Annotated in this window: 18 protein-coding genes; 1 reads left to right on the top strand and 17 read right to left on the bottom strand. The window is 66.4% G+C overall.

Annotation, left to right across the window (positions count from 1 at the left end):
- Window positions 1-43 precede the first annotated feature (43 nt).
- Complete coding sequence (locus DIE17_RS10435) at window positions 44-2,371, top strand: Tex family protein (RefSeq protein WP_124520225.1); 2,328 nt, start codon at window positions 44-46, stop codon at window positions 2,369-2,371.
- A 117-nt stretch (window positions 2,372-2,488) separates the two neighbouring features.
- On the opposite strand, the gene DIE17_RS10430 is transcribed toward DIE17_RS10435, so the two are convergent.
- The 17 genes from DIE17_RS10430 to ndk all read right to left on the bottom strand — a co-directional run bounded on the left by DIE17_RS10430 (window position 2,489) and on the right by ndk (window position 21,199).
- Window positions 2,489-4,402 (bottom strand): potassium transporter Kup, encoded by a 1,914-nt coding sequence (locus DIE17_RS10430; RefSeq protein WP_124486307.1) that lies wholly within the window; start codon window positions 4,400-4,402, stop codon window positions 2,489-2,491.
- A gap of 271 nt (window positions 4,403-4,673) precedes the next feature.
- The gene (locus DIE17_RS10420; RefSeq protein ID WP_044848884.1) at window positions 4,674-5,270 is read right to left on the bottom strand and encodes a phosphoribosyltransferase; all 597 of its coding nucleotides are present in this window, start codon (window positions 5,268-5,270) and stop codon (window positions 4,674-4,676) included.
- A gap of 8 nt (window positions 5,271-5,278) precedes the next feature.
- Entirely contained in the window at window positions 5,279-6,625 is a 1,347-nt protein-coding gene (locus tag DIE17_RS10415) for an adenylosuccinate synthase (RefSeq protein WP_044848883.1), read from the bottom strand.
- A gap of 113 nt (window positions 6,626-6,738) precedes the next feature.
- Complete coding sequence (locus DIE17_RS10410) at window positions 6,739-7,887, bottom strand: ATP phosphoribosyltransferase regulatory subunit (RefSeq protein WP_124486305.1); 1,149 nt, start codon at window positions 7,885-7,887, stop codon at window positions 6,739-6,741.
- Window positions 7,888-7,988: 101 nt separating this feature from the next.
- Window positions 7,989-8,180 carry a DUF2065 domain-containing protein gene (locus DIE17_RS10405; protein WP_009687995.1) on the bottom strand — a complete coding sequence of 64 codons (192 nt, stop codon included), beginning with the start codon at window positions 8,178-8,180 and terminating at the stop codon, window positions 7,989-7,991.
- A 36-nt stretch (window positions 8,181-8,216) separates the two neighbouring features.
- The gene (gene hflC / locus DIE17_RS10400) at window positions 8,217-9,116 is read right to left on the bottom strand and encodes a protease modulator HflC (RefSeq protein WP_044848881.1); all 900 of its coding nucleotides are present in this window, start codon (window positions 9,114-9,116) and stop codon (window positions 8,217-8,219) included.
- 15 nt (window positions 9,117-9,131) lie between these two features.
- Complete coding sequence (gene hflK, locus DIE17_RS10395; protein ID WP_124573284.1) at window positions 9,132-10,490, bottom strand: FtsH protease activity modulator HflK; 1,359 nt, start codon at window positions 10,488-10,490, stop codon at window positions 9,132-9,134.
- 47 nt (window positions 10,491-10,537) lie between these two features.
- Window positions 10,538-11,713 (bottom strand): GTPase HflX, encoded by a 1,176-nt coding sequence (gene hflX, locus DIE17_RS10390; protein WP_185500398.1) that lies wholly within the window; start codon window positions 11,711-11,713, stop codon window positions 10,538-10,540.
- 72 nt (window positions 11,714-11,785) lie between these two features.
- Window positions 11,786-12,025, bottom strand: a complete 240-nt coding sequence (hfq, locus tag DIE17_RS10385; protein ID WP_006399927.1) for an RNA chaperone Hfq — start codon at window positions 12,023-12,025, stop codon at window positions 11,786-11,788.
- A gap of 141 nt (window positions 12,026-12,166) precedes the next feature.
- Entirely contained in the window at window positions 12,167-13,504 is a 1,338-nt protein-coding gene (der, locus tag DIE17_RS10380; RefSeq protein WP_044848985.1) for a ribosome biogenesis GTPase Der, read from the bottom strand.
- A gap of 247 nt (window positions 13,505-13,751) precedes the next feature.
- Entirely contained in the window at window positions 13,752-14,897 is a 1,146-nt protein-coding gene (gene bamB, locus DIE17_RS10370; protein WP_124486302.1) for an outer membrane protein assembly factor BamB, read from the bottom strand.
- A gap of 40 nt (window positions 14,898-14,937) precedes the next feature.
- A complete protein-coding gene (locus tag DIE17_RS10365) occupies window positions 14,938-15,567 on the bottom strand; it encodes a tetratricopeptide repeat protein (protein ID WP_044848983.1) in 630 nt (209 codons plus the stop codon).
- Window positions 15,568-15,622: 55 nt separating this feature from the next.
- Window positions 15,623-16,963 carry a histidine--tRNA ligase gene (gene hisS, locus DIE17_RS10360; protein ID WP_044848982.1) on the bottom strand — a complete coding sequence of 447 codons (1,341 nt, stop codon included), beginning with the start codon at window positions 16,961-16,963 and terminating at the stop codon, window positions 15,623-15,625.
- Between the two features lie 21 nt (window positions 16,964-16,984).
- The gene (ispG, locus tag DIE17_RS10355) at window positions 16,985-18,289 is read right to left on the bottom strand and encodes a flavodoxin-dependent (E)-4-hydroxy-3-methylbut-2-enyl-diphosphate synthase (RefSeq protein ID WP_027787235.1); all 1,305 of its coding nucleotides are present in this window, start codon (window positions 18,287-18,289) and stop codon (window positions 16,985-16,987) included.
- A gap of 106 nt (window positions 18,290-18,395) precedes the next feature.
- Entirely contained in the window at window positions 18,396-19,415 is a 1,020-nt protein-coding gene (locus DIE17_RS10350; RefSeq protein ID WP_124486301.1) for a helix-turn-helix domain-containing protein, read from the bottom strand.
- Between the two features lie 163 nt (window positions 19,416-19,578).
- Window positions 19,579-20,718 carry a 23S rRNA (adenine(2503)-C(2))-methyltransferase RlmN gene (rlmN, locus tag DIE17_RS10345; protein WP_044848980.1) on the bottom strand — a complete coding sequence of 380 codons (1,140 nt, stop codon included), beginning with the start codon at window positions 20,716-20,718 and terminating at the stop codon, window positions 19,579-19,581.
- A gap of 55 nt (window positions 20,719-20,773) precedes the next feature.
- Window positions 20,774-21,199, bottom strand: a complete 426-nt coding sequence (ndk, locus tag DIE17_RS10340; RefSeq protein WP_006478674.1) for a nucleoside-diphosphate kinase — start codon at window positions 21,197-21,199, stop codon at window positions 20,774-20,776.
- Window positions 21,200-21,282 lie beyond the last annotated feature (83 nt).

Genomic DNA, 21,282 nt, shown 5'->3' with positions numbered 1-21,282 from the left:
TGCCGGCCCGCGCCGCGATTTCAGCAGGCAGATCATCCACGACATGACGGAAACCGTAGCACTCAAGATCGTACAGCGCATCGCCACCGAACTGTCCGTCCAGCCGCGCCAGGTCGCGGCGGCAGTGCAACTCCTCGACGAAGGCTCGACCGTTCCGTTCATTGCCCGGTACCGCAAGGAAGTGACCGGCAACCTGGACGACACGCAGCTGCGCCAGCTCGAGGAACGCCTCCTGTATCTGCGCGAGCTCGAGGATCGCCGCGCGGCGATCCTGTCGAGCATCGACGAACAGGGCAAGCTGACCGACGAACTGCGCGCCGCGATCGACGCGGCCGACAGCAAGCAGGTGCTCGAAGACCTTTATCTGCCGTATAAGCCGAAGCGCCGCACGCGCGCGCAGATCGCCCGCGAAGCCGGCCTCGAGCCGCTCGCGCAGGCACTGCTCGCGAATCCGCTGCTCGACCCGCAGACGGAAGCCGCCGCCTACGTCGATGCCGACAAGGGCGTCGCCGACGTGAAGGCCGCGCTCGACGGCGCGCGCGACATCCTGTCGGAACAATTCGGCGAAACGGCCGAACTGCTCGGCAAGCTGCGCGACTACCTGCACAGCCAGGGCGTCGTGTCGTCGACGGTCGTCGAAGGCAAGGAAAACGAGGAAGGCGAGAAGTTCCGCGACTACTACGACTACGCGGAAACGATCCGGACCGTGCCGTCGCACCGCGCGCTCGCGCTGTTCCGCGGCCGCAACGCCGGCGTGCTGACCGTCAAGCTCGGCCTCGGCGAGGAACTCGACGCGCAGGTCCCGCATCCCGGCGAAGCGATGATCGCGCGCCATTTCGGGATCGCGAACCAGGGCCGCCCGGCCGACAAGTGGCTGTCCGACGTGTGCCGCTGGTGCTGGCGCGTGAAGGTGCAGCCGCACATCGAGAACGAACTGCTCACGCAACTGCGCGAAACGGCGGAAGCCGAAGCGATCCGCGTGTTCGCCCGCAACCTGAAGGACCTGCTGCTGGCCGCGCCGGCCGGCCCGAAGGCCGTGATCGGTCTCGACCCCGGCCTGCGCACGGGCGTGAAGGTCGCCGTGGTCGATCGCACCGGCAAGCTGCTCGCGACCGATACGATCTACCCGCACGAGCCGCGCCGCGACTGGGACGGCTCGCTCGCGAAGCTCGCGCGCATCGCCGCGCAGACGCAGGCCGAGCTGATCAGCATCGGCAACGGCACCGCATCGCGCGAAACCGACAAGCTCGCGAGCGAGCTGATCTCGAAGCATCCCGATCTGCGGCTGCAGAAGATCGTCGTGTCGGAGGCCGGCGCGTCGGTCTACTCGGCGTCCGAGCTGGCCGCGAAGGAATTCCCGGAACTCGACGTGTCGCTGCGCGGCGCCGTGTCGATCGCCCGCCGCCTGCAGGACCCGCTCGCCGAGCTCGTGAAGATCGAGCCGAAAGCGATCGGCGTCGGCCAGTACCAGCACGACGTGAACCAGCGCGAACTCGCCCGCTCGCTCGACGCGGTGGTCGAGGATTGCGTGAACGCGGTCGGCGTCGACGCGAACACCGCGTCGGTCGCGCTGCTCGCGCGCGTCTCGGGCCTGAACGCCACGCTCGCGCGCAACATCGTCGACTATCGCGACGCGAACGGGCCGTTCCCGTCGCGCGACCACCTGCGCAAGGTGCCGCGCCTCGGCGACAAGACCTTCGAACAGGCAGCCGGCTTCCTGCGCATCAACGGCGGCGAGAATCCGCTCGATCGCTCGTCGGTCCACCCGGAGGCCTACCCGGTCGTCGAACGCATCCTCGCGAAGATCAGCAAGCGGATCGACGACGTGCTCGGCAGCCGTGACGCGCTGGCCGGCCTGTCGCCGGCCGAATTTGTTGACGAACGTTTCGGCCTGCCGACCGTGCGCGACATCCTGTCCGAACTCGAAAAACCGGGTCGTGACCCGCGCCCCGAATTCAAGACGGCAACGTTCCGCGACGGCGTCGAGAAGGTCTCCGACCTGATGCCCGGCATGCTGCTCGAAGGGGTCGTGACGAACGTCGCGGCATTCGGCGCGTTCGTGGATGTCGGCGTGCATCAGGACGGCCTCGTCCATGTATCCGCGATGTCGACGAAGTTCATCAAGGATCCGCACGAAGTCGTGAAGGCCGGCCAGGTCGTCAAGGTCAAGGTGCTCGACGTCGACGTGAAGCGTCAGCGCATTGCGCTGACGATGCGCCTCGACGACGAAGCGGCCGCGCCCGGCATGGCGCCGCGCGGCGGCCAGGATCGCGGCAGTGCCGGCCGCGGCGGCAGCGCCCGTCCGCAGCGTTCGCGCGAACCGGAACCGGCCGGCGCGATGGCCGCGGCGTTCGCGAAGCTGAAGCGCTGAGCACGCGAAGGCTGTTGACGTATAAAAAAAACCCGCCGAAAGGCGGGTTTTTTATTGCTTCAGCGAGCGCGCAGCCAGATCGGCATGGGCCGCATGCGCGGCCACTGCGCGCACCGGTCAGATCTCGATCTTGGTCCCGAGCTCGACGACGCGGTTCGCCGGGATCGAGAAGAAGTCGGTCGGCTTCGCCGCGTTCTGGTGCATCCACGCGAACACGCGTTCGCGCCAGATCGACATGCCGGGCAGATGCGTCGGCACGACCGTTTCGCGCGCGAGGAAGAACGACGTGTCCATCAGTTCGAACGTCATGTCGTGCGTGCGGCCGAACTCCTCGAGCACGGCCTTCACGTCCGGCGTCTCGTTGAAGCCGTACTGGGCCTTGACGATGTACAGGCCGCCACCCGCGTCGCGCGAACTCAGGCGCTTGTCGTCGCGCACGTACGGAATGTCGCGTGTGACGAACGTCAGGAAAATGGTCCGCTCGTGCAGCACCTTGTTGTGCTTCAGGTTGTGCAGCAGGCTGACGGGCACGAGCTTGTCGTTGCCGGTCAGGTAGATCGCGGTACCCGACACGCGGTGCGGCGGATGCGCGAGCAGCCCCTGCAGGAACGGCTCGAGCGGGATCCCGTCGGCGGCCGTGCGCTCCTTGACGATATGGCGGCCCTTGTACCAGGTCATCAGCAGGAAGAACAGCAGCGCGCCGATGCCGAGCGGCAGCCAGCCGCCCTGCGCGACCTTCAGCAGGTTCGCGCCGAAAAAGCCCAGGTCGACCGCGAGGAACACGGCGATGATCGCGCCGACGAGCAGCCGGTTCCAGTTCCACACCTTCACCATCACGACGGCAGCGAGCACGGTCGTGATCACCATCGTCGCCGTCACCGCGATGCCGTACGCGGCGGCGAGGTTGTCGGAACTCTTGAAGCCGATCACGATGCAGAGGATCACGAACAGCAGCAGCCAGTTCACGACCGGCACGTAGATCTGGCCGATCGCCAGCTCGGACGTATGCAGCACCTTCATGCGCGGCACGTAGCCGAGCTGGATCGCCTGCGACGTCAGCGAATACGCGCCGGAAATCACGGCCTGCGAAGCGATCACGGTCGCGACCGTCGACAGCACGACGAGCGGCAGCAGCGCCCACTCCGGTGCCAGCAGGAAGAACGGGTTCTCGATCGCCTTCGGATTCTCGATCAGCAGCGCGCCCTGGCCGAAGTAGTTCAGCACGAGCGACGGCATCACGAGCCCGTACGCGGCGAGGCGGATCGGCTTCGCGCCGAAATGGCCCATGTCCGCGTAGAGCGCTTCCGCACCGGTCAGCACCAGCACGACCGAACCCAGCACGACGTAGGCCTGCAGCAGGTGGTCCGCCATGAACGACGCCGCGTAATACGGGTTGATCGCCGCGATGATGCCCGGCACGCGCACGATGTGATATACGCCGAGTGCCGCGATCACGACGAACCACAGCACCATGATCGGCCCGAACAGCTTGCCGACCAGCGCGGTGCCGTGACGCTGGATCCAGAACAGCGCGATCAGGATCACGATCGTGATCGGCAGGACCAGGTGGGACAGGTGCGGCGTCGCGATCTCGAGGCCTTCGACCGCCGACATCACGGAGATCGCCGGCGTGATCACGGCGTCGCCGTAGAACATGCAGGCGCCGAAGATCCCGAGCGCCATCAGCGCGCCCGCGACGCGGGTTTTCGAGTCGAGCGGCCGCAGCGACAGCGCCATCAGCGCGAGCACGCCACCCTCGCCGTTGTTGTCGGCCCGCATCACGAACAGCAGATACTTGATGCCGACCACCAGGATGATCGCCCAGAACAGCAGCGAGATCACACCGAGAATCGAGCCTTCCGTGAGCGGAATGCCGTGTGCGGGGCTGAACGCCTCCTTCAGCGAATACAGCGGGCTCGTGCCGATGTCGCCGAACACGACGCCGATGGCCGCTATCGCAAGCGCCCGCATCGAGTGTTGGTGCGTCGAATGCGCATGGGCTGCGTCGGTCGCCTGGATCGTGTCGTTCATATGAAGCGTAATAATCGGGTCCGGTCGGACAAAACGAGCGCTATTCTACTCGCGCCCCCCTGAAAAACCGTCCTGCCTTGTTGCCCTTAAACCACGTGATCCACGCTGCGCATGCAATCCTGCGCAAGCTGTGGCAGGGCTGCCATCATAGCCGGGGCCGCGCCGTCTGCCTACCACGCGCGCGGATCGCCGTGCCCGCCGGCACGGCGCGCCAATAAAAAACGGCGCCGCAAGCGGCGCCGTACAAGGCTTTCCTTCGATCGGCCGCCGCTTACGCGCCCGAGCCGTCGCGCTGCGCGCGACCGCGCTTGATCCATGCCTCGAGGTTGTGCGGACGAACCGTGTCCCACTCTTCGAACGGCTGATGAATCCACGGATTCGTCGGCAGATACTGTGCGTGATAGTCCGGCTTGACCTTCGAGCAGCCCTTGTACCAGAGCACGGCCGAACGCACGGCCGTGACCGACGGATAGCGCTCCTTCAGGTGCTCCTGCACGCGCGCGAGCGTGACGCCCGAATCGACGAGATCGTCGACCAGCAGCACGTTGCCCGCGAGACTGCCGCGCGTCATCGTGATGTACTGCGCGATGTCGAGCTCGCCCTGCTCGGTGCCGGCCGCTTCGCGGTACGAACTCGTCGCGAGGATCGCGAGCGGGACGTCGTAGATGCGCGACAGCTGGTCGCCGACGCGCAGGCCGCCGCGCGCAAGGCACAGGATCTGGTCGAACTTCCAGCCCGATTCATGCACCTGCAGCGCGAGCAGCTCGATCAGACGATGGTATTCGTCCCAGCCTACCCACAGGTTCTTGTCGTCATTGCGCGGATCGGTCATCAAGTCTGCCGCCGTCATCGTGATTTGCTGCGTCATGCTGAGAATTACACCTTGAACGGATGGCGAAGCAGGATCGTCTCGTCGCGATCCGGCCCCGTCGAAACCATGTCGACCGGCACGCCGGCCACTTCCTGGACACGGGTCAGGTAGGCCTGCGCATTCGCCGGCAGCGCGTCCCACGTCTTGATGCCGACGGTGCTTTCCTTCCAGCCGGCGAACGTTTCGTACACGGGCTCGCAACGCGCGACGTCGGCCGCACCGCGCGGCAGGATGTCCACGTCCTTGCCGTCGATCTTGTAGCCGACGCACAGCTTGACTTCATCGAGGCCGTCGAGCACGTCGAGCTTCGTCATGCACAGGCCCGACACGCCGTTGATCTGGATCGAGCGGCGCAGTGCCGCTGCGTCGAGCCAGCCGGTGCGGCGCGGACGGCCGGTGACCGAGCCGAATTCCTTGCCGACGTTCGCGAGCGTGACGCCGACCTGGTCCTGGCGCTGCGGGTTGTCCGCGTCGTACAGTTCGCTCGGGAACGGGCCCGAGCCGACGCGCGTGCAGTACGCCTTCGTGATGCCGAGGATGTAGTTCAGCTTCTGCGGACCGACGCCGGCGCCGGCCGATGCGGCACCCGCGACGCAGTTGCTCGACGTGACGAACGGATAGGTGCCGTGGTCGATGTCGAGCAGCGTGCCTTGCGCGCCTTCGAACAGCAGGTTCTGACCGGCGTTGTTCGCGTCGTACAGGCGGCGCGACACGTCGGCCACCATCGGCTTCAGGCGATCGGCATAGCCGAGCATCGTGTCGAGCGTGGCCTGGAAATCGACGGCCGCGCCACCCAGGTACTGGGTCAGCACGAAGTTGTGGAAATCGAGGTTTTCGCGCAGGCGGTCGGCGAAGGTCTTCGCGTCGAACAGGTCCTGCACGCGCAGCGCGCGGCGGCCGACCTTGTCTTCGTACGCCGGGCCGATGCCGCGGCCGGTCGTACCGATCTTGCCCGCGCCCTTGCGCGCTTCGCGCGCCTGGTCGATCGCGATGTGGTACGGCAGGATCAGCGTCGTGGCTTCAGAGATGAACAGGCGATCGCGCACGTTCACGCCGGCCTCTTCCAGCTCGCCGATTTCCTTGAACAGTGCCTCGGGGGACAGGACGACGCCGTTGCCGATGTAGCAGGCGACGCCTTCACGCATGATGCCCGACGGAATCAGGCGCAAGATGGTTTTCTTGCCGCCGATGATGAGGGTGTGGCCGGCGTTGTGACCGCCCTGGAAACGCACGACGCCCTGAGCGTGGTCCGTCAGCCAGTCGACGATCTTGCCCTTGCCTTCATCACCCCATTGCGTTCCCACGACGACGACATTGCGCCCGGGAGTCACGTTCACTGCGCTGGCAGACATGTTGATTCGTTAGCTGGTTAAAAACGTATTCTACCTATGTTCGCGGGCGATTCCGAATTTTTCCGTTTCGCTTCAACGATATGCACGCCGAACGACGGCCCGCGAACGCCTGTTTAACGGGGTTCGACCACCCACGCGCCGTCACGCTCGACGAGCGAACGGTCGCAGGCGAACTCGTCGAGCACGTGGTCGTGTCCCGGCAAGGCCTGGATCACGACCTCGCCCGCGTCGCGCAGCGCCGCCACTGCCGCGCTCAGCGCGTCGTCCTGCGCCCAAGGCGCCAAAATCGCGGTGCCGCGCGCCTCGACCGGCGAAATCCGCGCAAGCTCGCGCAGGTCGAGCGAGAAGCCCGTCGCCGGGCGGGCGCGGCCGTAGGCCTGGCCCACGTGGTCGTACCGGCCGCCGCGCGCGATCGCGTTCGGCACGCCGTCGATGTACGCCGTAAACATCGCGCCGCTGTGGTACGCGTAGCCGCGCAGGTCGGCGAGATCGATCGCCACCTCGACGCCCTTCGCTTGCGCCGCAAGCTGCGCAAGATCGTCGAGCGCACGCGTGATCTCGGGCAGCACCGGCAGACGCACACGCGCCTCGTCGAGCACGCTCGCGTCGCCGTACAGATGCGGCAGCGCACGCAGCGCCGCGCGCGTGTCGGCGCCGAGATCGTCGGTGAGTTCGTTCAGCAGCGGCACGTCCTTGCCCGACAGCGCGTCGTACAGCGCCTCGCCGCGCTCGGCAGCCTGCGCATCACGCGCGAGCAACGCCGCGAGCACGCCCGCGTGGCACAGGTCCAGGCGGATGCGCGACAACCCCGCGAGGTGTAGCGCGTCGAGCATCAGCTGCTGGATCTCGAGATCGGCTTCCAGCCCGGCGTGCCCGTAGATTTCGGCGCCGATCTGGATCTGTTCGCGCGTCGCGTGCAGCCCGCGAGGACGCGTATGCATCACGTGGCCGGCATAGCAGAGGCGCGTCACGCCCTGGCGGTTCAGCAGGTGCGCGTCGATGCGCGCGACTTGCGGCGTGATGTCCGCGCGCAGGCCGAGCGTGCGGCCCGACAGCTGGTCGACCAGCTTGAAGGTGCGCAGGCGCAGGTCGTTGCCGCCGCTCGTCAGCAGCGATTCGAGGTATTCGAGCAACGGCGGCATCACCATTTCGTAGCCGTACGAACGGAAGCGGTCGAGCAGCCTGCGGCGCAGCTCCTCGATCTTGCGCGCTTCCGACGGCAGCACGTCGGCGATATTCTCGGGAAGTAACCAGGTCGACATCGGTACGGTCCTACGACGGGAAACAGGGCGCGACATGCGCGCCGCGAAATGAATCGGAAATCGGCAATCGGGCGGAACGAACGGCGGGTGCGCCGTCCGGATCAGGTGGCGAGCAGCAGCAGGACGAGCCCGAGCGCCATCACGATGAGCCCGCCGATCCGGATATGATGCGGCGGCCGCTCCGCTATTCTACGAAACGTGTCGCGCCAGGCGACGGGAAACACGAAGGGGAACGCCCCCTCGATGATCAGCATCAGTGCTACCGCGAGCAACAACGAGCCAGCCAGGTCCATGCGAGCGACGGCGCCGCTCGACGCGGCGCCCCAAGGTCAGTGTTTGCGGGGAGCGGGTGCCGCCGGTGCGGCACCGCCCGTCGGGCTGCGCATGAAACGGAAAAACTCGCTGTCGGGGTCGACGACGATGATGTCGTTGCGCTTGAAGGTATTCCGGTAAGCCTGCAGGCTCGCGTAGAACTGGTAGAACTGCGGATCGCGGCCGAACGCATCGGCGGCGATCGACGCAGCCTTCGCGTCGCCCTCGCCCTTGATCGTCTGCGCGGACTTGTACGCATTCGCGAGCACCGCCTGCTGTTCGCGTTCCGCGTCGGCCTTGATCTGCTCGACATCGGCGGCGCCATCCGCGCGCACCTGTGCGGCCTGGTCGCGCAGCGCGGCAATCATCCGCTGATAGACGGCATCCGTCTGCGCAGCCGGCAAGTCGACACGCGTCAACTGCACGTCGACCACGTCGACGCCGAAGCCCGATGCCGTCGCCCGCACCGCGTCGCGCGCCGCATTGGCGATCTCGCGCTGCCCGCCGAGCGCGTCGTCGAGCGCGCGCTTGCCGAACGCGTCGCCGAGTGCGCTCTTCAGCGCGCCGGCCAGGCGGTCGGCGGCCGCCGCCGGGTCACCGCCCGTCGCCGCGAAATACTTCATCGGATCGCTGATCCGATACTTGACCGCATACGCGACGAGCAGGTCGTGCTTGTCTTCGGTCGCCAGTTGCAGCGGATCCGACGACTCGAGCGATTGCAGGCGCGTGTCGATCAGCGTCGCCGTCTGCAGCGGCGGCGGCAGCTTGAAATGGATGCCGGGGCCCGCGAGTTCGGGTTGCGCGCCGTCGCGGCCCGACAGCACGGCCGCATGGCGCGGATCGACGGTGAGGACGGTCGACGACGCCGCGAAAGCGGCGATCACGATTGCGACGACGAGCGCAATGATTCGGTTCATGTTCTGCGCTCCCCGTTACTTCGTATCGTCTTCACGCGAGCGGCTGCGGAACGCTTCGCGCGACCGCAGCACGTCGCTGCCCGGTGCGGGCGCCGCCGCGGCCGAAGCCGCGCTCGCGGGTGCGCTCGCCGCGGCGGCGGCCGGCGCCGACGTCGCGTCGGGCGCGGATGCGCCGGCGGGCGTCGCGGCATTCGTCGCATTCGCGGCGTTTTGTCGCCCCTGCTCGACGAGCTTGTCGAGCGGCAGGTACACGACGCTGTTGCCGCCCTTGTTGCCGACGAACACCTTCGTCGCGTTCGAATAGATTTCCTGCATCGTCTCGAGATACATCCGCTCGCGGATCACCGCGGGCGCCTTCGAATACTGTGCATAGACCTGCTTGAACCGGTCGGCGTCGCCTTCGGCCTGCGTGACCACGCGATCGGCATACGCCTTCGCTTCATCGGCAAGTTTCGCGGCGTCGCCCTGCGCCTTCGGCAGCAGATCGTTCGCGTAGGCCTGCGCGGCACGCTTCGCGGCTTCGCGATCATCGCGCGCCTTCGCGACTTCGGCGTACGCGGCCTGCGTCTGCTCGGGCGCCGCGACGCTCTGCATCGTGACGGCCGTCACCTCGAGCCCCGACTGATAGCGATCGAGATCGCGCTGGATCGCGGCGGACAGCTGCGCGCGCAGCGCGTCGCGGTCCTGGTTCAGCATGTCGGCCGCGCTGCGCGTGCCGACGATCGCGCGCACTGCGGCCTGGGCGGCCTGCGACACGCTGCGCTCGGGATCGACGCTGCGGAACAGGTAATCGGTTGCCGAACGGATCCGGTACTGGACGACGAAACGCACGTCGACGATGTCGGCATCGCGCGTCAGCATCGCCGCTTCCTTCACGTTCGCGAGACGCACGACGTTGTTGCGGCCGATCTCGATCGAACGGACCTGCGACGTGTCGACGATCTCATGCAACGCGAACGGATACGGCGCGCGCCAGTGCACGCCCTGTCCGACCGTGCCGGACAGCTTGCCGAACTGCAGCACGACGCCCGTCTGGCCTTCCTGCACGACGAACAGCCCGCTGCCCGCGTAGACCGCGACCAGCACGCCGATCACGATGCCGACGCCGACACGCGCGGCCCGGCCGTTGTCGGGCCGGAAGCCGTTGCCGCCCTTGCCGCCGAACAGGCCGCTCAGACGCCGGTTGAAGTTGCGCCACATCTCGTCGAGATCGGGCGGACCGTCACCGTCGCCACCGGGCGGACGCTTCGATTCGTTCACACGCGGACGGGATCCGTCGTTGCCCTTGCCTTCGCCGCGTCCCCAGCGGGGATCGTTGATCGACAGCAAGGCGCGCATCCGCCGCCAGGTACTCCGCTCGTTGTATTCGTTCACCAGAGTTTGTTCACCAGATTAGACGCCGGCGAACCGGCCGGGACCGGTTAGCGCCCGTGTTCGGAAATCGTGTGGTCTTCGTGTGGTTCAGCGGGTGCGCCGTCGAGCGCGACGTTGGGTAACGTCGCGCCGGTAAGGTGTTCCGCGGAGGCGATCTCGGCGATGGCGGCACGCAACGCGTCAAGACCCTGACCGGTGCGTGCGCTCAAAAAGACGCGCGAAATATTACCATACTCGTCCCGCTCGACCGCGTCGCCGCGGGCCGCCAGCTCAGGCACCGCATCGATCTTGTTGAACACCAGCACCTGCCGGATCGTGTCCGCGCCGATCTCGTGCAGCACGCCGTTCACCTGCTCGATCTGTTCGAGCCGCACCGCGCTCGATGCGTCGACCACGTGCAGCAGCAGATCCGCATGAATCGTTTCCTCGAGGGTCGCGCGGAACGCTGCAACCAGCTGGTGAGGCAGTTCGCGAATGAATCCGACCGTATCGGACACGACGATCTGACCAGCCTCGTCGCCGAGGTACACGCGTCGCGACGTCGTATCGAGCGTGGCGAACAGCTGGTCGGCCGCATAAGCCTGCGCTTTCGTCAGCGCATTGAACAGCGTCGACTTGCCCGCGTTCGTATAGCCGACGAGCGACACCGACATCGTGCCGCTGCGTGCGCGCTGGCGACGCTGCGTGCTGTGCTGCCGGCGCAGCCGGTCGAGCCGCGACTTCAGCATCTTGATGCGCTCGCCGATCAGCCGGCGGTCGGTTTCGAGCTGGGTTTCGCCGGGGCCGCGCAGGCCGATACCGCCCTTTTGCCGCTCCAGGTGGGTCCACGCGCGAATCAGCCGGGTCGACAGGTATTGCAGCTGCGCGAGCTCGACCTGCAGCTTGCCTTCGTGACTGCGGGCGCGCTGCGCGAAGATGTCGAGGATGAGGCTCGTGCGATCGACCACCCGCCTGTTAAGCGCCTGCTCCAGATTGCGTTGCTGGGCCGGTGCCAGTGCGTGGTTGAAGATGACGATTTCGACGTTGTGCGCGTCGCAGGCAAGCCGCAATTCTTCGGCTTTGCCGCTGCCGATGAACATCTTGGCATCGGGGCTGGCGCGACGACCTGTGAGGGTGACGGCGGGACGGGCCCCCGCACTGGAGGCGAGAAGACTGAGTTCTTCGAGACTGGCTTCGAAATCGGTCTTGCCGAAGTCGATGCCGACGAGCGCTGCGTTGATCAAATTATCGGGTGTCAAGATAAGGCGGCTGGCATCGGTCGCTCGCGGCGACCGGATGCCGGCCGCTGCGATGGGTTAGGACGAGGCTTCCGCGTCCGGGTGGAAATTCACCGGGCGCGCCGGCACGACCGTCGAGATGGCGTGCTTGTAGACCATCTGGGTCACCGTATTACGGAGCAACACGACGTACTGGTCGAACGATTCAATGTTCCCTTGCAGCTTGATGCCGTTGACGAGATAGATCGAAACGGGAACGTGCTCTTTGCGCAGTGCGTTCAAAAACGGGTCTTGTAACAATTGCCCTTTGTTGCTCATGGCGTACTCCATCTTTTTTTGCAGGTTGATCTGGATTGGCGACGAAGAAAAAGAGATCCGGCGCCAATCGCTACACTATAGCTGATTTTGCCTGCCCCGCCCGGGCGTAGGCCATGCGGCCTATCCCTTGCAGGACCTGCTTCAGCCCTTGTCCGCGTACGGGTTGTTCGACGAACGGAACTCTATGCGCAATGGAGTCCCGGTCAGTGAGAAAGTTTCGCGGAATCGGTTTTCGAGGTAACGCTTGTAGGTTTCCGTCACCGCGTCGAGCGCGTTGCCGTGGATGACGATCAGCGGCGGATTCTGGCCGCCCTGGTGCGCGTAGCGCAGCTTCGGACGCACCGGGCCGCGACGACGCGGCTGCTGGAACTCGACGGCCTCGATCAGCGCGCGCGTGAGCTTCGGCGTCGGCAGCTTCGCCATCGCCGCCGCGTACGCGTCGTCGACCGAACGCATCAGCGCGCCGATGCCGGTCTTCTTCGCGGCCGAAATGTAGTGCGACTTCGCGAAGTCGAGGAATTTCAGCTTGCGGGTCAAATCCGCTTTCGCGCGGTCGCGCGCGTGGTCGTCGAGACCGTCCCACTTGTTGACGCCGATCACGAGCGCGCGGCCCTGCTCGACGACGAAGCCGGCGATGTGCGCGTCCTGGTCGGAAATGTCCTGCTGCGCATCCAGCAGAAGAATGACGACGTTCGCGTCGGAGATCGACTGCAGCGTCTTCACGACCGAGAACTTCTCGATCGCCTCGAACACCTTGCCGCGGCGTCGCAGGCCCGCGGTATCGATCAGCGTGTATTTCTTGCCGTTACGCTCGAAGTCGACGTAGATCGAATCGCGCGTCGTGCCCGGCATGTCGAACGCGATCACACGGTCCTCGCCGATCAGCGCGTTCACGAGCGTCGACTTGCCGACGTTCGGGCGGCCGACGATCGCGATCTTGATGCCGCGCGACGGGTCGTCCTCGTCCGCTTCCTCGGGCTGGCCCGCGTACGCGACTTCCAGCGCCTCGTTGATCATGTCGGTCACGCCGTCGCCGTGCGCGGCCGAGATCGCGCGCGGATCGCCGAGGCCGAGCTCGTAGAAGTCGGTCGCGACCGCCGTGTACTTCATCCCCTCGGCCTTGTTGACGACCAGGAAGATCGGCCGGCCGGTCTTGCGCAGGTAGTCGGCGATCGACTTGTCCTGCGGCGCGAGCCCGTTACGACCGTCGACGATGAACACGACGACGTCGGCTTCCTCGACGGCCTGCCGCGTCTGGCGCGCCATCTCGTGCAGGATGCCGTCCTTCGCGACGGGCTCGAAGCCGCCGGTATCGACGACCAGGTACGGCCGTGCGCCGACGCGCCCTTCGCCGTAATGGCGATCGCGCGTCAGGCCCGGCAAGTCGGCGACCAGCGCATCGCGCGAGCGCGTGAGCCGGTTGAACAGCGTGGATTTCCCCACATTGGGGCGCCCAACGAGGGCAATGACCGGTTTCATCTGTGTTTTCTACGGTGATGCGCAGCAGCGGGAGGCCCGCTGCTGCGGGCGGCTGCGCTGAATGAAAATATCACGAATTCGCGCCGCGCCGGATGCGCGCGCCGGGCGCGCGGTGCGCGCCGTCGTCTTTCGTTGCGAACTGCCTTTCAAATACCGAGCGGCCGGGGACACCGGCCGCCTTCATGTCGCGCGACCGCAGCGCGCGGGACAAGCCCGCCGCGCCACGATTGCGCTTGTTGCGTGCGCGTCAGCGCGGACGGAATCCGTACAGGCCACCGTCCTTGGTCTGCACGACGAGCGTATTGCCCGCCAGGACCGGCGCCGCGGTAATCGCGCTGCCGTCCGTCTTCATCCGGGCGATGAAGCTGCCGTCCTCGCGCGACAGGAAGTGCACGAAGCCCTTGTAGTCGCCCATCACGACCGCATGGCCGAGCAGGTACGGCACGCCGACGTCGCGGCTCTTCAGCTTGTCGTTGCGCCAGAGCGGGTTGCCGCTCGCCGCGTCGTAGGCCGTGACGACCGACCAGTCGTCGCCGCCGGCGACGACCGAATCGTCCTGCGCGAGACCGCTGCGGCTCGAGAACGCCTTTTCCCACAGCGGACGGCCCGAGTTCGCGTCGAAGCAGCCGAGCTGGCCCTGGAACGTGACCGCGCACGCCTGGGCACCCACGAGCGTCGGCGGACCGCTGACGTCGTTGATGCGCTCGACTTCGGTCACGCCCTTCGGGAACGACACGGGCGTCTGCCAGAACGGCTCGCCCGTCTGCAGGTTGATCGCGACCAGACCGCCGCCGGGGAAGCCCGCCAGCACGGCCGCATCGCCCGCGAACGTCATGCCGGCCGACACGCGCAGGTTCAGCGGCACCGCGCGGTTGCGGTAGTTCCACTTCTGCTCGCCCGTCTGCCCGTTGAACGCGATCACCTGACCGTCGATCGTGCGCACGATCACGAGGCCGTTGCCGACCAGCGGCGGCGAGAAGATCTCGCCCTGCACGCTCGTCTTCCACAGCTGCTTGCCGTCCGGGCCGAGGACGAACACACCGCCCTTGAGCGCGCCGACGGCAGTCAGGTTGCCGTCGCTGCCGACCCCGGCCGACAGGTCCGAACCGACCTTCGAGCGCCACAGCGTCTGGCCCGTCTTCGCGTCGATCTTCTCGACCGAACCGTTCTCGCCCGCCGCGTAGACGGCGTCGCCCACGGCCACCGGCGAGAACAGGTAGCGCCCGCCCTTGCCGACGCTCGCCTTCCAGACCTGTTGCACGTCCAAGACGGGCTTGAACTCGGTGAGCGGCGTCGGCACGCGGCGCACGTCCTTCGACGACGAGCAGGCCGCCAATGCCAGGACAGCCGCCGCGCAGGCTACGGGCACAGCGTAACGTTTCAGCAAATTCATCGGTTAGCGAAGCAGAGTTAAGAGGTTGAGGGGGCTGCGATCAGCCGCCGAGCGCATCGAGCTTGAACTGCACGAGCTGGCGCGCGGACTGGTCGTCCTGCGACAGGCCGGCGAGCGCGAGCTTGTACGCGGCGCGCGCATCGTCGGTCTTGCCTTGCGCCGCGAGCAGATCGCCGCGGCGATCGGCCACGAGGCCCTTGAATGCATCCACCGGCGTGCCGGACAGCAGCGCGAGGCCCGCGTCGTACGCCTTCTCGTCGAGCAGCAGCGACGCGAGACGCAGCTTCGCGATCTGCTTGTACTCGTCGTCCTTGGCGTGATCGGCGGCCCATTGCAGCTGCGCCTTCGCGCCGGCGGCATCGCCGGCCGCGTACAACGTCTTCGCCGCCGTGAGCGCGGTCATCTGCGCATACGGCGTGCTGCCGAACTTGTCTTCCATGTCGGCGGCCGCACGGGCCATCGTCGCCTTGTCGTTCGCGGCAGCGGCCTTCTGCACCTGCTCGTACAACCCGGAAGCCTCGGCGGCCTGACGGCGCTGCCAGTAATTCCAGCCGTTGAAACCGGCCGCGACGACCAGCGCCGCGAGCACGATCCACGTCGTGAGGTTACCCCAGCGGGCCCACCACGCCTTCAGACTTTCAATCGATTCTTGTTCGTCGTGATAACTCATCGGCGAGCGATTCCTTCCATTTCAGGCTTTTCTTGTCGAGCGAATGCCAGCGCGATCAGTCGTCGCCGTCTTCGGCGGATGCAACCATCGCATTGATTAGGAATTCGGTCAAGCTTTCGACCGGTACGGTCTGCTGAACGTTCTTTTCCCCGTCCTCGCCCGCGCCGCGCAGCGCTTTCACGCCCACCGTGCCGTTCGCGACCTCTTCTTCGCCGAAGATCACCGCGAACGCGGCACCGCTCGCATCGGCCCGCTTCATCTGCGACTTGAAGCTTGCCGGGCCGCCGTCGGCGCTGCAGTGGAAAATCACGTCGAGGCCCGTATCGCGCAGGCGCTCGGCCGCGATGAACGCCTGTTCGCGCGCCGTCTCGCCCTGGTGCACCACGTACACGTCGACACCTTCCTGCTCGGGCGCGAGATCCTCTTCCTTCAGCAGTTCGAGAATGCGCTCGATGCCCATCGCCCAGCCGCACGCGGCGGTCGGCTTGCCGCCGAGCTGCTCGATCAGCGGATCGTAGCGGCCGCCCGCCGCGACCGTGCCCTGCGCGCCGAGCTTGTCGGTCACCCACTCGAACACGGTCAGGTTGTAGTAGTCGAGGCCGCGCACGAGACGCGGGTTGATCTTGAACGGGATGTTGTTCGCGAGCAGCAGGCGCTGCAGCCCTTCGAAGTGGGCACGCGACTCGTCGCCGAGGAAGTCGATCAGCTTCGGCGCGTTCTGCGCGATTTCCTGCAGCGCCGGGTTCTTCGTGTCGAGCACGCGCAGCGGGTTAGTATACAGGCGACGCTTCGCGTCCTCATCCAGCACGTCGGCGAACTGCTCGAGATACTTGATCAGTTCGACGCGGTGCGCGGCACGCTCTTCGGCGAGGCCGAGCGAGTTGATCTCGAGCTTGATGCCGGTCAGGCCGAGGTCGTCCCACAGGCGCTGGCACATCATGATGATCTCGGCATCCGCATCCGGGCCCGCGAAGCCGAGCGCCTCGACGCCGACCTGGTGGAACTGGCGGTAGCGACCGCGCTGCGGACGCTCGTGACGAAACATCGGGCCGATGTACCACAGGCGCTTCGGGCCGTCGTACAGCATGTTGTGCTCGATCGACGCGCGCACGACCGCCGCGGTGTTCTCCGGGCGCATCGTCAGGTTCTCGCCGTTCAGCGCATCGGTGAAGCTGTACATCTCCTTCTCGACGATGTCCGTGACTTCGCCGATGCCGCGCGTGAAGAGCTGCGTGTGTTCGACGATCGGCGTGCGGATGTTCTGGTAGCCGTACGCGCGCAGCAGCGATTTCACGGTAGCTTCGAAGAACTCCCAGAGGCCGGCATCCTGCGGGAGGATGTCGTTCATGCCCTTGACGCCGGTGAGCTTCTCGATCTTGCGTTTCTGTTCAGTCATCGTTCGTGTGTGTGGACGAATTTAGTTCAGGGCCTCGGTACGGCCGTAATTGCGTGCGACGTAGTCGCTGACGATCTGCTGGAATTCCTCGGCGATCCGCTCGCCGCGCAGCGTCTTGACCTTCTCGCCGTCGATGAAGACGGGCGCGGCCGGGTTCTCGCCCGAACCCGGCAGGCTGATGCCGATGTTCGCGTGCTTCGATTCGCCCGGGCCGTTGACGATGCAGCCCATCACCGCGACGTTCATCTTCTCGACACCCGGATATTCCTTGCGCCAGACCGGCATCTGCTCGCGCAGGTAGGTCTGGATCTGCATCGCGAGTTCCTGGAACAGCGTACTCGTCGTGCGGCCGCAGCCCGGGCATGCGATCACCATCGGCGCGAACGAGCGCAGGCCCATCGTCTGCAGGATTTCCTGGCCGACGATCACTTCGCCGGTGCGCGACGCGCCCGGTTCCGGCGTCAGCGAAATGCGGATCGTGTCACCGATCCCTTCCTGCAGCAGCACGCCGAGCGCGGCCGTCGACGCGACGATGCCCTTCGAGCCCATGCCGGCCTCGGTCAGCCCGAGATGCAGCGCGAAGCCGCAGCGGCGGCCGAGTTCGCGGTACACCGCGATCAGGTCCTGCACGCCGCTGACCTTGCACGACAGCACGATGCGATCGCGGCCGAGGCCCAGCTCGACCGCGCGCTCGGCCGAGCCGATCGCCGACTGGATCAGCGCTTCGTACATCACGCTCTGCGCATCCCACGGCTGCGAGCGCGCGCCGTTCTCGTCCATCATGCGCGCGAGCAGGTCCTGGTCGAGGCTGCCCCAGTTCACGCCGATCCGCACCGGCTTGTCGTACTTCGCCGCGGCTTCGATCATCTGCGCGAACTGCGTGTCGCGCTTCGCGCCCTGGCCGACGTTGCCCGGGTTGATCCGGTACTTCGACAGCGACTCCGCGCAGCCCGGGTAGTCGCGCAGCAGCAGGTGGCCGTTGTAGTGGAAATCGCCGACGAGCGGGACGGTCACGCCCATCCGGTCGAGCTGCTCGCGGATCGCCGGCACGGCGGCCGCGGCCTCCGGCGTATTGACCGTGATGCGCACCAGTTCGGAGCCCGCGTTCGCGAGTTCCTTGATCTGGATCGCCGTGCCGATCGCGTCGGCCGTGTCGGTATTCGTCATCGACTGCACGCGCACCGGCGCATCACCGCCGATTGTCACGAGCTGCCCGCCCCAACGAACATCCACCGCATGCGACACGCGACGCGGCTGATGCCCGCCGAACACCGGCTCGGTTGAACAAATCTGACTGCTGCGTGGGGATTGAGCTTCGGATTGCATCGATAGATCCATTTACGCGGAATGCGCCGCGAGGCGGCGCATGAATTGAAAAAGCGCCGTGCCCTCGCGGCCTGTCCGGGACAGGCCTGCGCCACGGCGCTTGACGTCAGGGCAGCGTGAACCGCGCCACGTTACCCCGCGCTGCCGAATATTTTGCCGGATCGACCGGCTTTCCGTCGAACGCGACCGTATCAAGGCCTGCCTTGTTGCCGATCGTGACCTTGAACGGACCGTCGCCGGCGACCTGCTTCGTCTCGCCGGCCCGCACCAGCGCCGAGAACAGTTCCTTGCCGCTCTTGTCGCGCACGCTGAACCAGCAATCCTGCTTGACCTTCAGTTCGACCATCGACTGGCCTGCCGCGACCACGACGCTCGCGGGCTGGGCCGGCACGGCCGCGCTGCTCGCCGCGGCCGGCGCGACGACCGGTTGCGACGCGGGCACGGCGGCCGTCGGGGCCGAGGCCGGAGCCGGAGCAGCCGACGCAACGGCCTGCGGCGCCACGGCGGATGCCGCAACCTGCGCCGGGGCTTCGTTGACGGCTGCCGCCGACGCGCCGCCCGCGGCTGCCGCTTCGACGGAAGACGCCGCCGGCGCGCTGGCCGCCGACGCGTGTTCGGTACCGCCGCCCTTGAAGCGCGCGAGCCAGCTCGACGAATCGCCGCCAGTGTGCCACATGAGTACCGCGATCACCGCGACGACGACGATCGCCGTCCCCCACAGCCACGGATGATGGTGCGACGACCCGCCAAGCGGAATCGACACGCGGCCGCGCGGCAGATCCGTCCCCGACGACGCGGGCATCGACAGATCGACTTCCTGCACGCCACGCTCGCGGCGCAATGCATGGGCGAACGGCTCCGGATCGACGCCGAGCATCTTCGCGTAGCTGCGCACGACGCCGAGCGCGAACGTCACGCCGGGCAAATGGCTGATGTCGCCAGCCTCGAGCGCACGCAGCTTCTGCGGAGCGACCTTGAGCCGCGCCGACACGTCGTCGACCGTCCAGCCCTTCGCCTCCCGGAGCTGCGCCAGCCGGCTGCCGACGGCCGCCAGCGTTTCAAGCCCCGCCGGTGCCGGCTTCGCGGCATTCGTCTCTGCGCCGTTGGTCGGCTGCGGCTCACTCATCCTTGTCCTCGCGTCGATTCTTCTTCACTGGCGGGCGCCGCCGGCTCCCGCAACTGTCCATATCATGCGCGGCGCCGAGGCGCCGCGACCGATCGCTATTCGCGTGTTGTACCGCAAGAAGTCCAGGCATCCGCACCCATGCGGCCCCGACCAGGCGTCCCCGTCAGATCGCCCGAACTTCGATGATTTTTGCTGCTGCGCCCGTTCGCTCCGCCAGGCGCGTGCGGTCCTTCACGGCGCCGGCCAGCTGGCCGCACGCGGCGTCGATGTCGTCGCCGCGCGTCTTGCGCACGGTCGTGACGACACCCGCGTCGATGAGGACCTGTGCAAAGCGCTTGATCTGCTCCGGCTTCGAGCGGATGAGGCCCGATTCCGGAAACGGATTGAACGGGATCAGGTTGAACTTGCAGGGCACGTCACGCGTGACGGCCAGCAGTTCGCGCGCATGCGCTTCGGTGTCGTTGACGCCGTCGAGCATGCAGTATTCGAAAGTAATGAAGTCGCGCGGTGCGACTTTCAGATAGCGCTGGCACGCGGCCATCAGCTCGCGAAGCGGATGCTTCTTGTTGAGCGGCACCAGTTCGTCGCGCAGCGCATCGTTCGGCGCGTGCAGCGAAACGGCGAGCGCGACCGGCAATTCGGCGCCGAGGCGGTCCATCATCGGCACCACGCCGGACGTCGACAACGTGACGCGGCGGCGCGACAGGCCGTACGCGTTGTCGTCGAGCATCAGCCGCATCGCGGGCACGACCGCGCTGTAATTCAGCAGCGGCTCGCCCATGCCCATCATCACCACGTTGGTGACGACCCGTTCGGCCTTGCCGTTCGGACCGGGTGCGCGACCCAGCGACGCACGCAGCGCAAACTCGGCCATCCGGAGCTGACCGATGATTTCGGCTGTCGACAGGTTGCGGGAGAAGCCCTGCTTGCCCGTCGAGCAGAAGCGGCAGTTGACCGCGCACCCGGCCTGCGACGACACGCACAGCGTGCCGCGCGTCTCTTCCGGGATGAAAACGGTTTCGACCGCATTGCCGTTTCCGACGTCGATCAGCCACTTGCGCGTGCCGTCGGTGGAAACGTGATCGCTGACGATATCGGGCATCACGATCGACGCGCGGCCCTTGAGCTTTTCTCTCAGGGACTTCGCGAGATCGGTCATGCCGTCGAAATCGCCGGCGTTGTACTGATGGATCCAGCGCTGCAACTGCTTGGCGCGGAACGGCTTCTCGCCGAGGCTGCCGCAGTACGCGACAAGACCCTCGGCATCGAAGTCGAGAAGATTGACGGAAGTTTCGCTCGTCATGATGTGCTGCCTTGCCGCGTGCGCTGAATCCTGCCTACTTGTTGCCAGCCAGGGCTTAGCGCGAGTAGACGTTCATTTCCGGGAAGAAGAACGCGATTTCGACCGCGGCCGTTTCGGCAGCGTCCGAGCCGTGCACGGCGTTCGCGTCGATGCTGTCGGCGAAGTCGGCGCGGATCGTGCCCTTTTCCGCCTTCTTCGGATCCGTCGCGCCCATCAGGTCGCGGTTCTTCAGGATCGCGCCTTCACCTTCCAGAACCTGGATCATCACCGGGCCCGAGATCATGAAATCGACGAGGTCCTTGAAGAACGGACGTGCTGCGTGAACTGCGTAGAACTTCTCTGCGTCCGCACGCGACAGGTGTGCCATGCGCGATGCGACGATCTTCAGGCCGGCGCCTTCGAAACGGCTGTAGATCTGGCCGATCACGTTCTTTGCCACCGCATCCGGCTTGATGATCGACAGGGTGCGCTCGATTGCCATAAAAACTCCAAGAAATTAAGAAGTTACAGGTTCAAATGAATCCGCTATTGTAGCACGATCCCGTGTATCATTGCGATTGAACC

This window comes from Burkholderia sp. Bp9099, assembly GCF_003857805.1.
GTDB lineage: Bacteria > Pseudomonadota > Gammaproteobacteria > Burkholderiales > Burkholderiaceae > Burkholderia.
The sequence above is the reverse complement of the archived record's forward strand: the minus strand, read 5'-3'. Positions and strand labels throughout refer to the sequence as shown.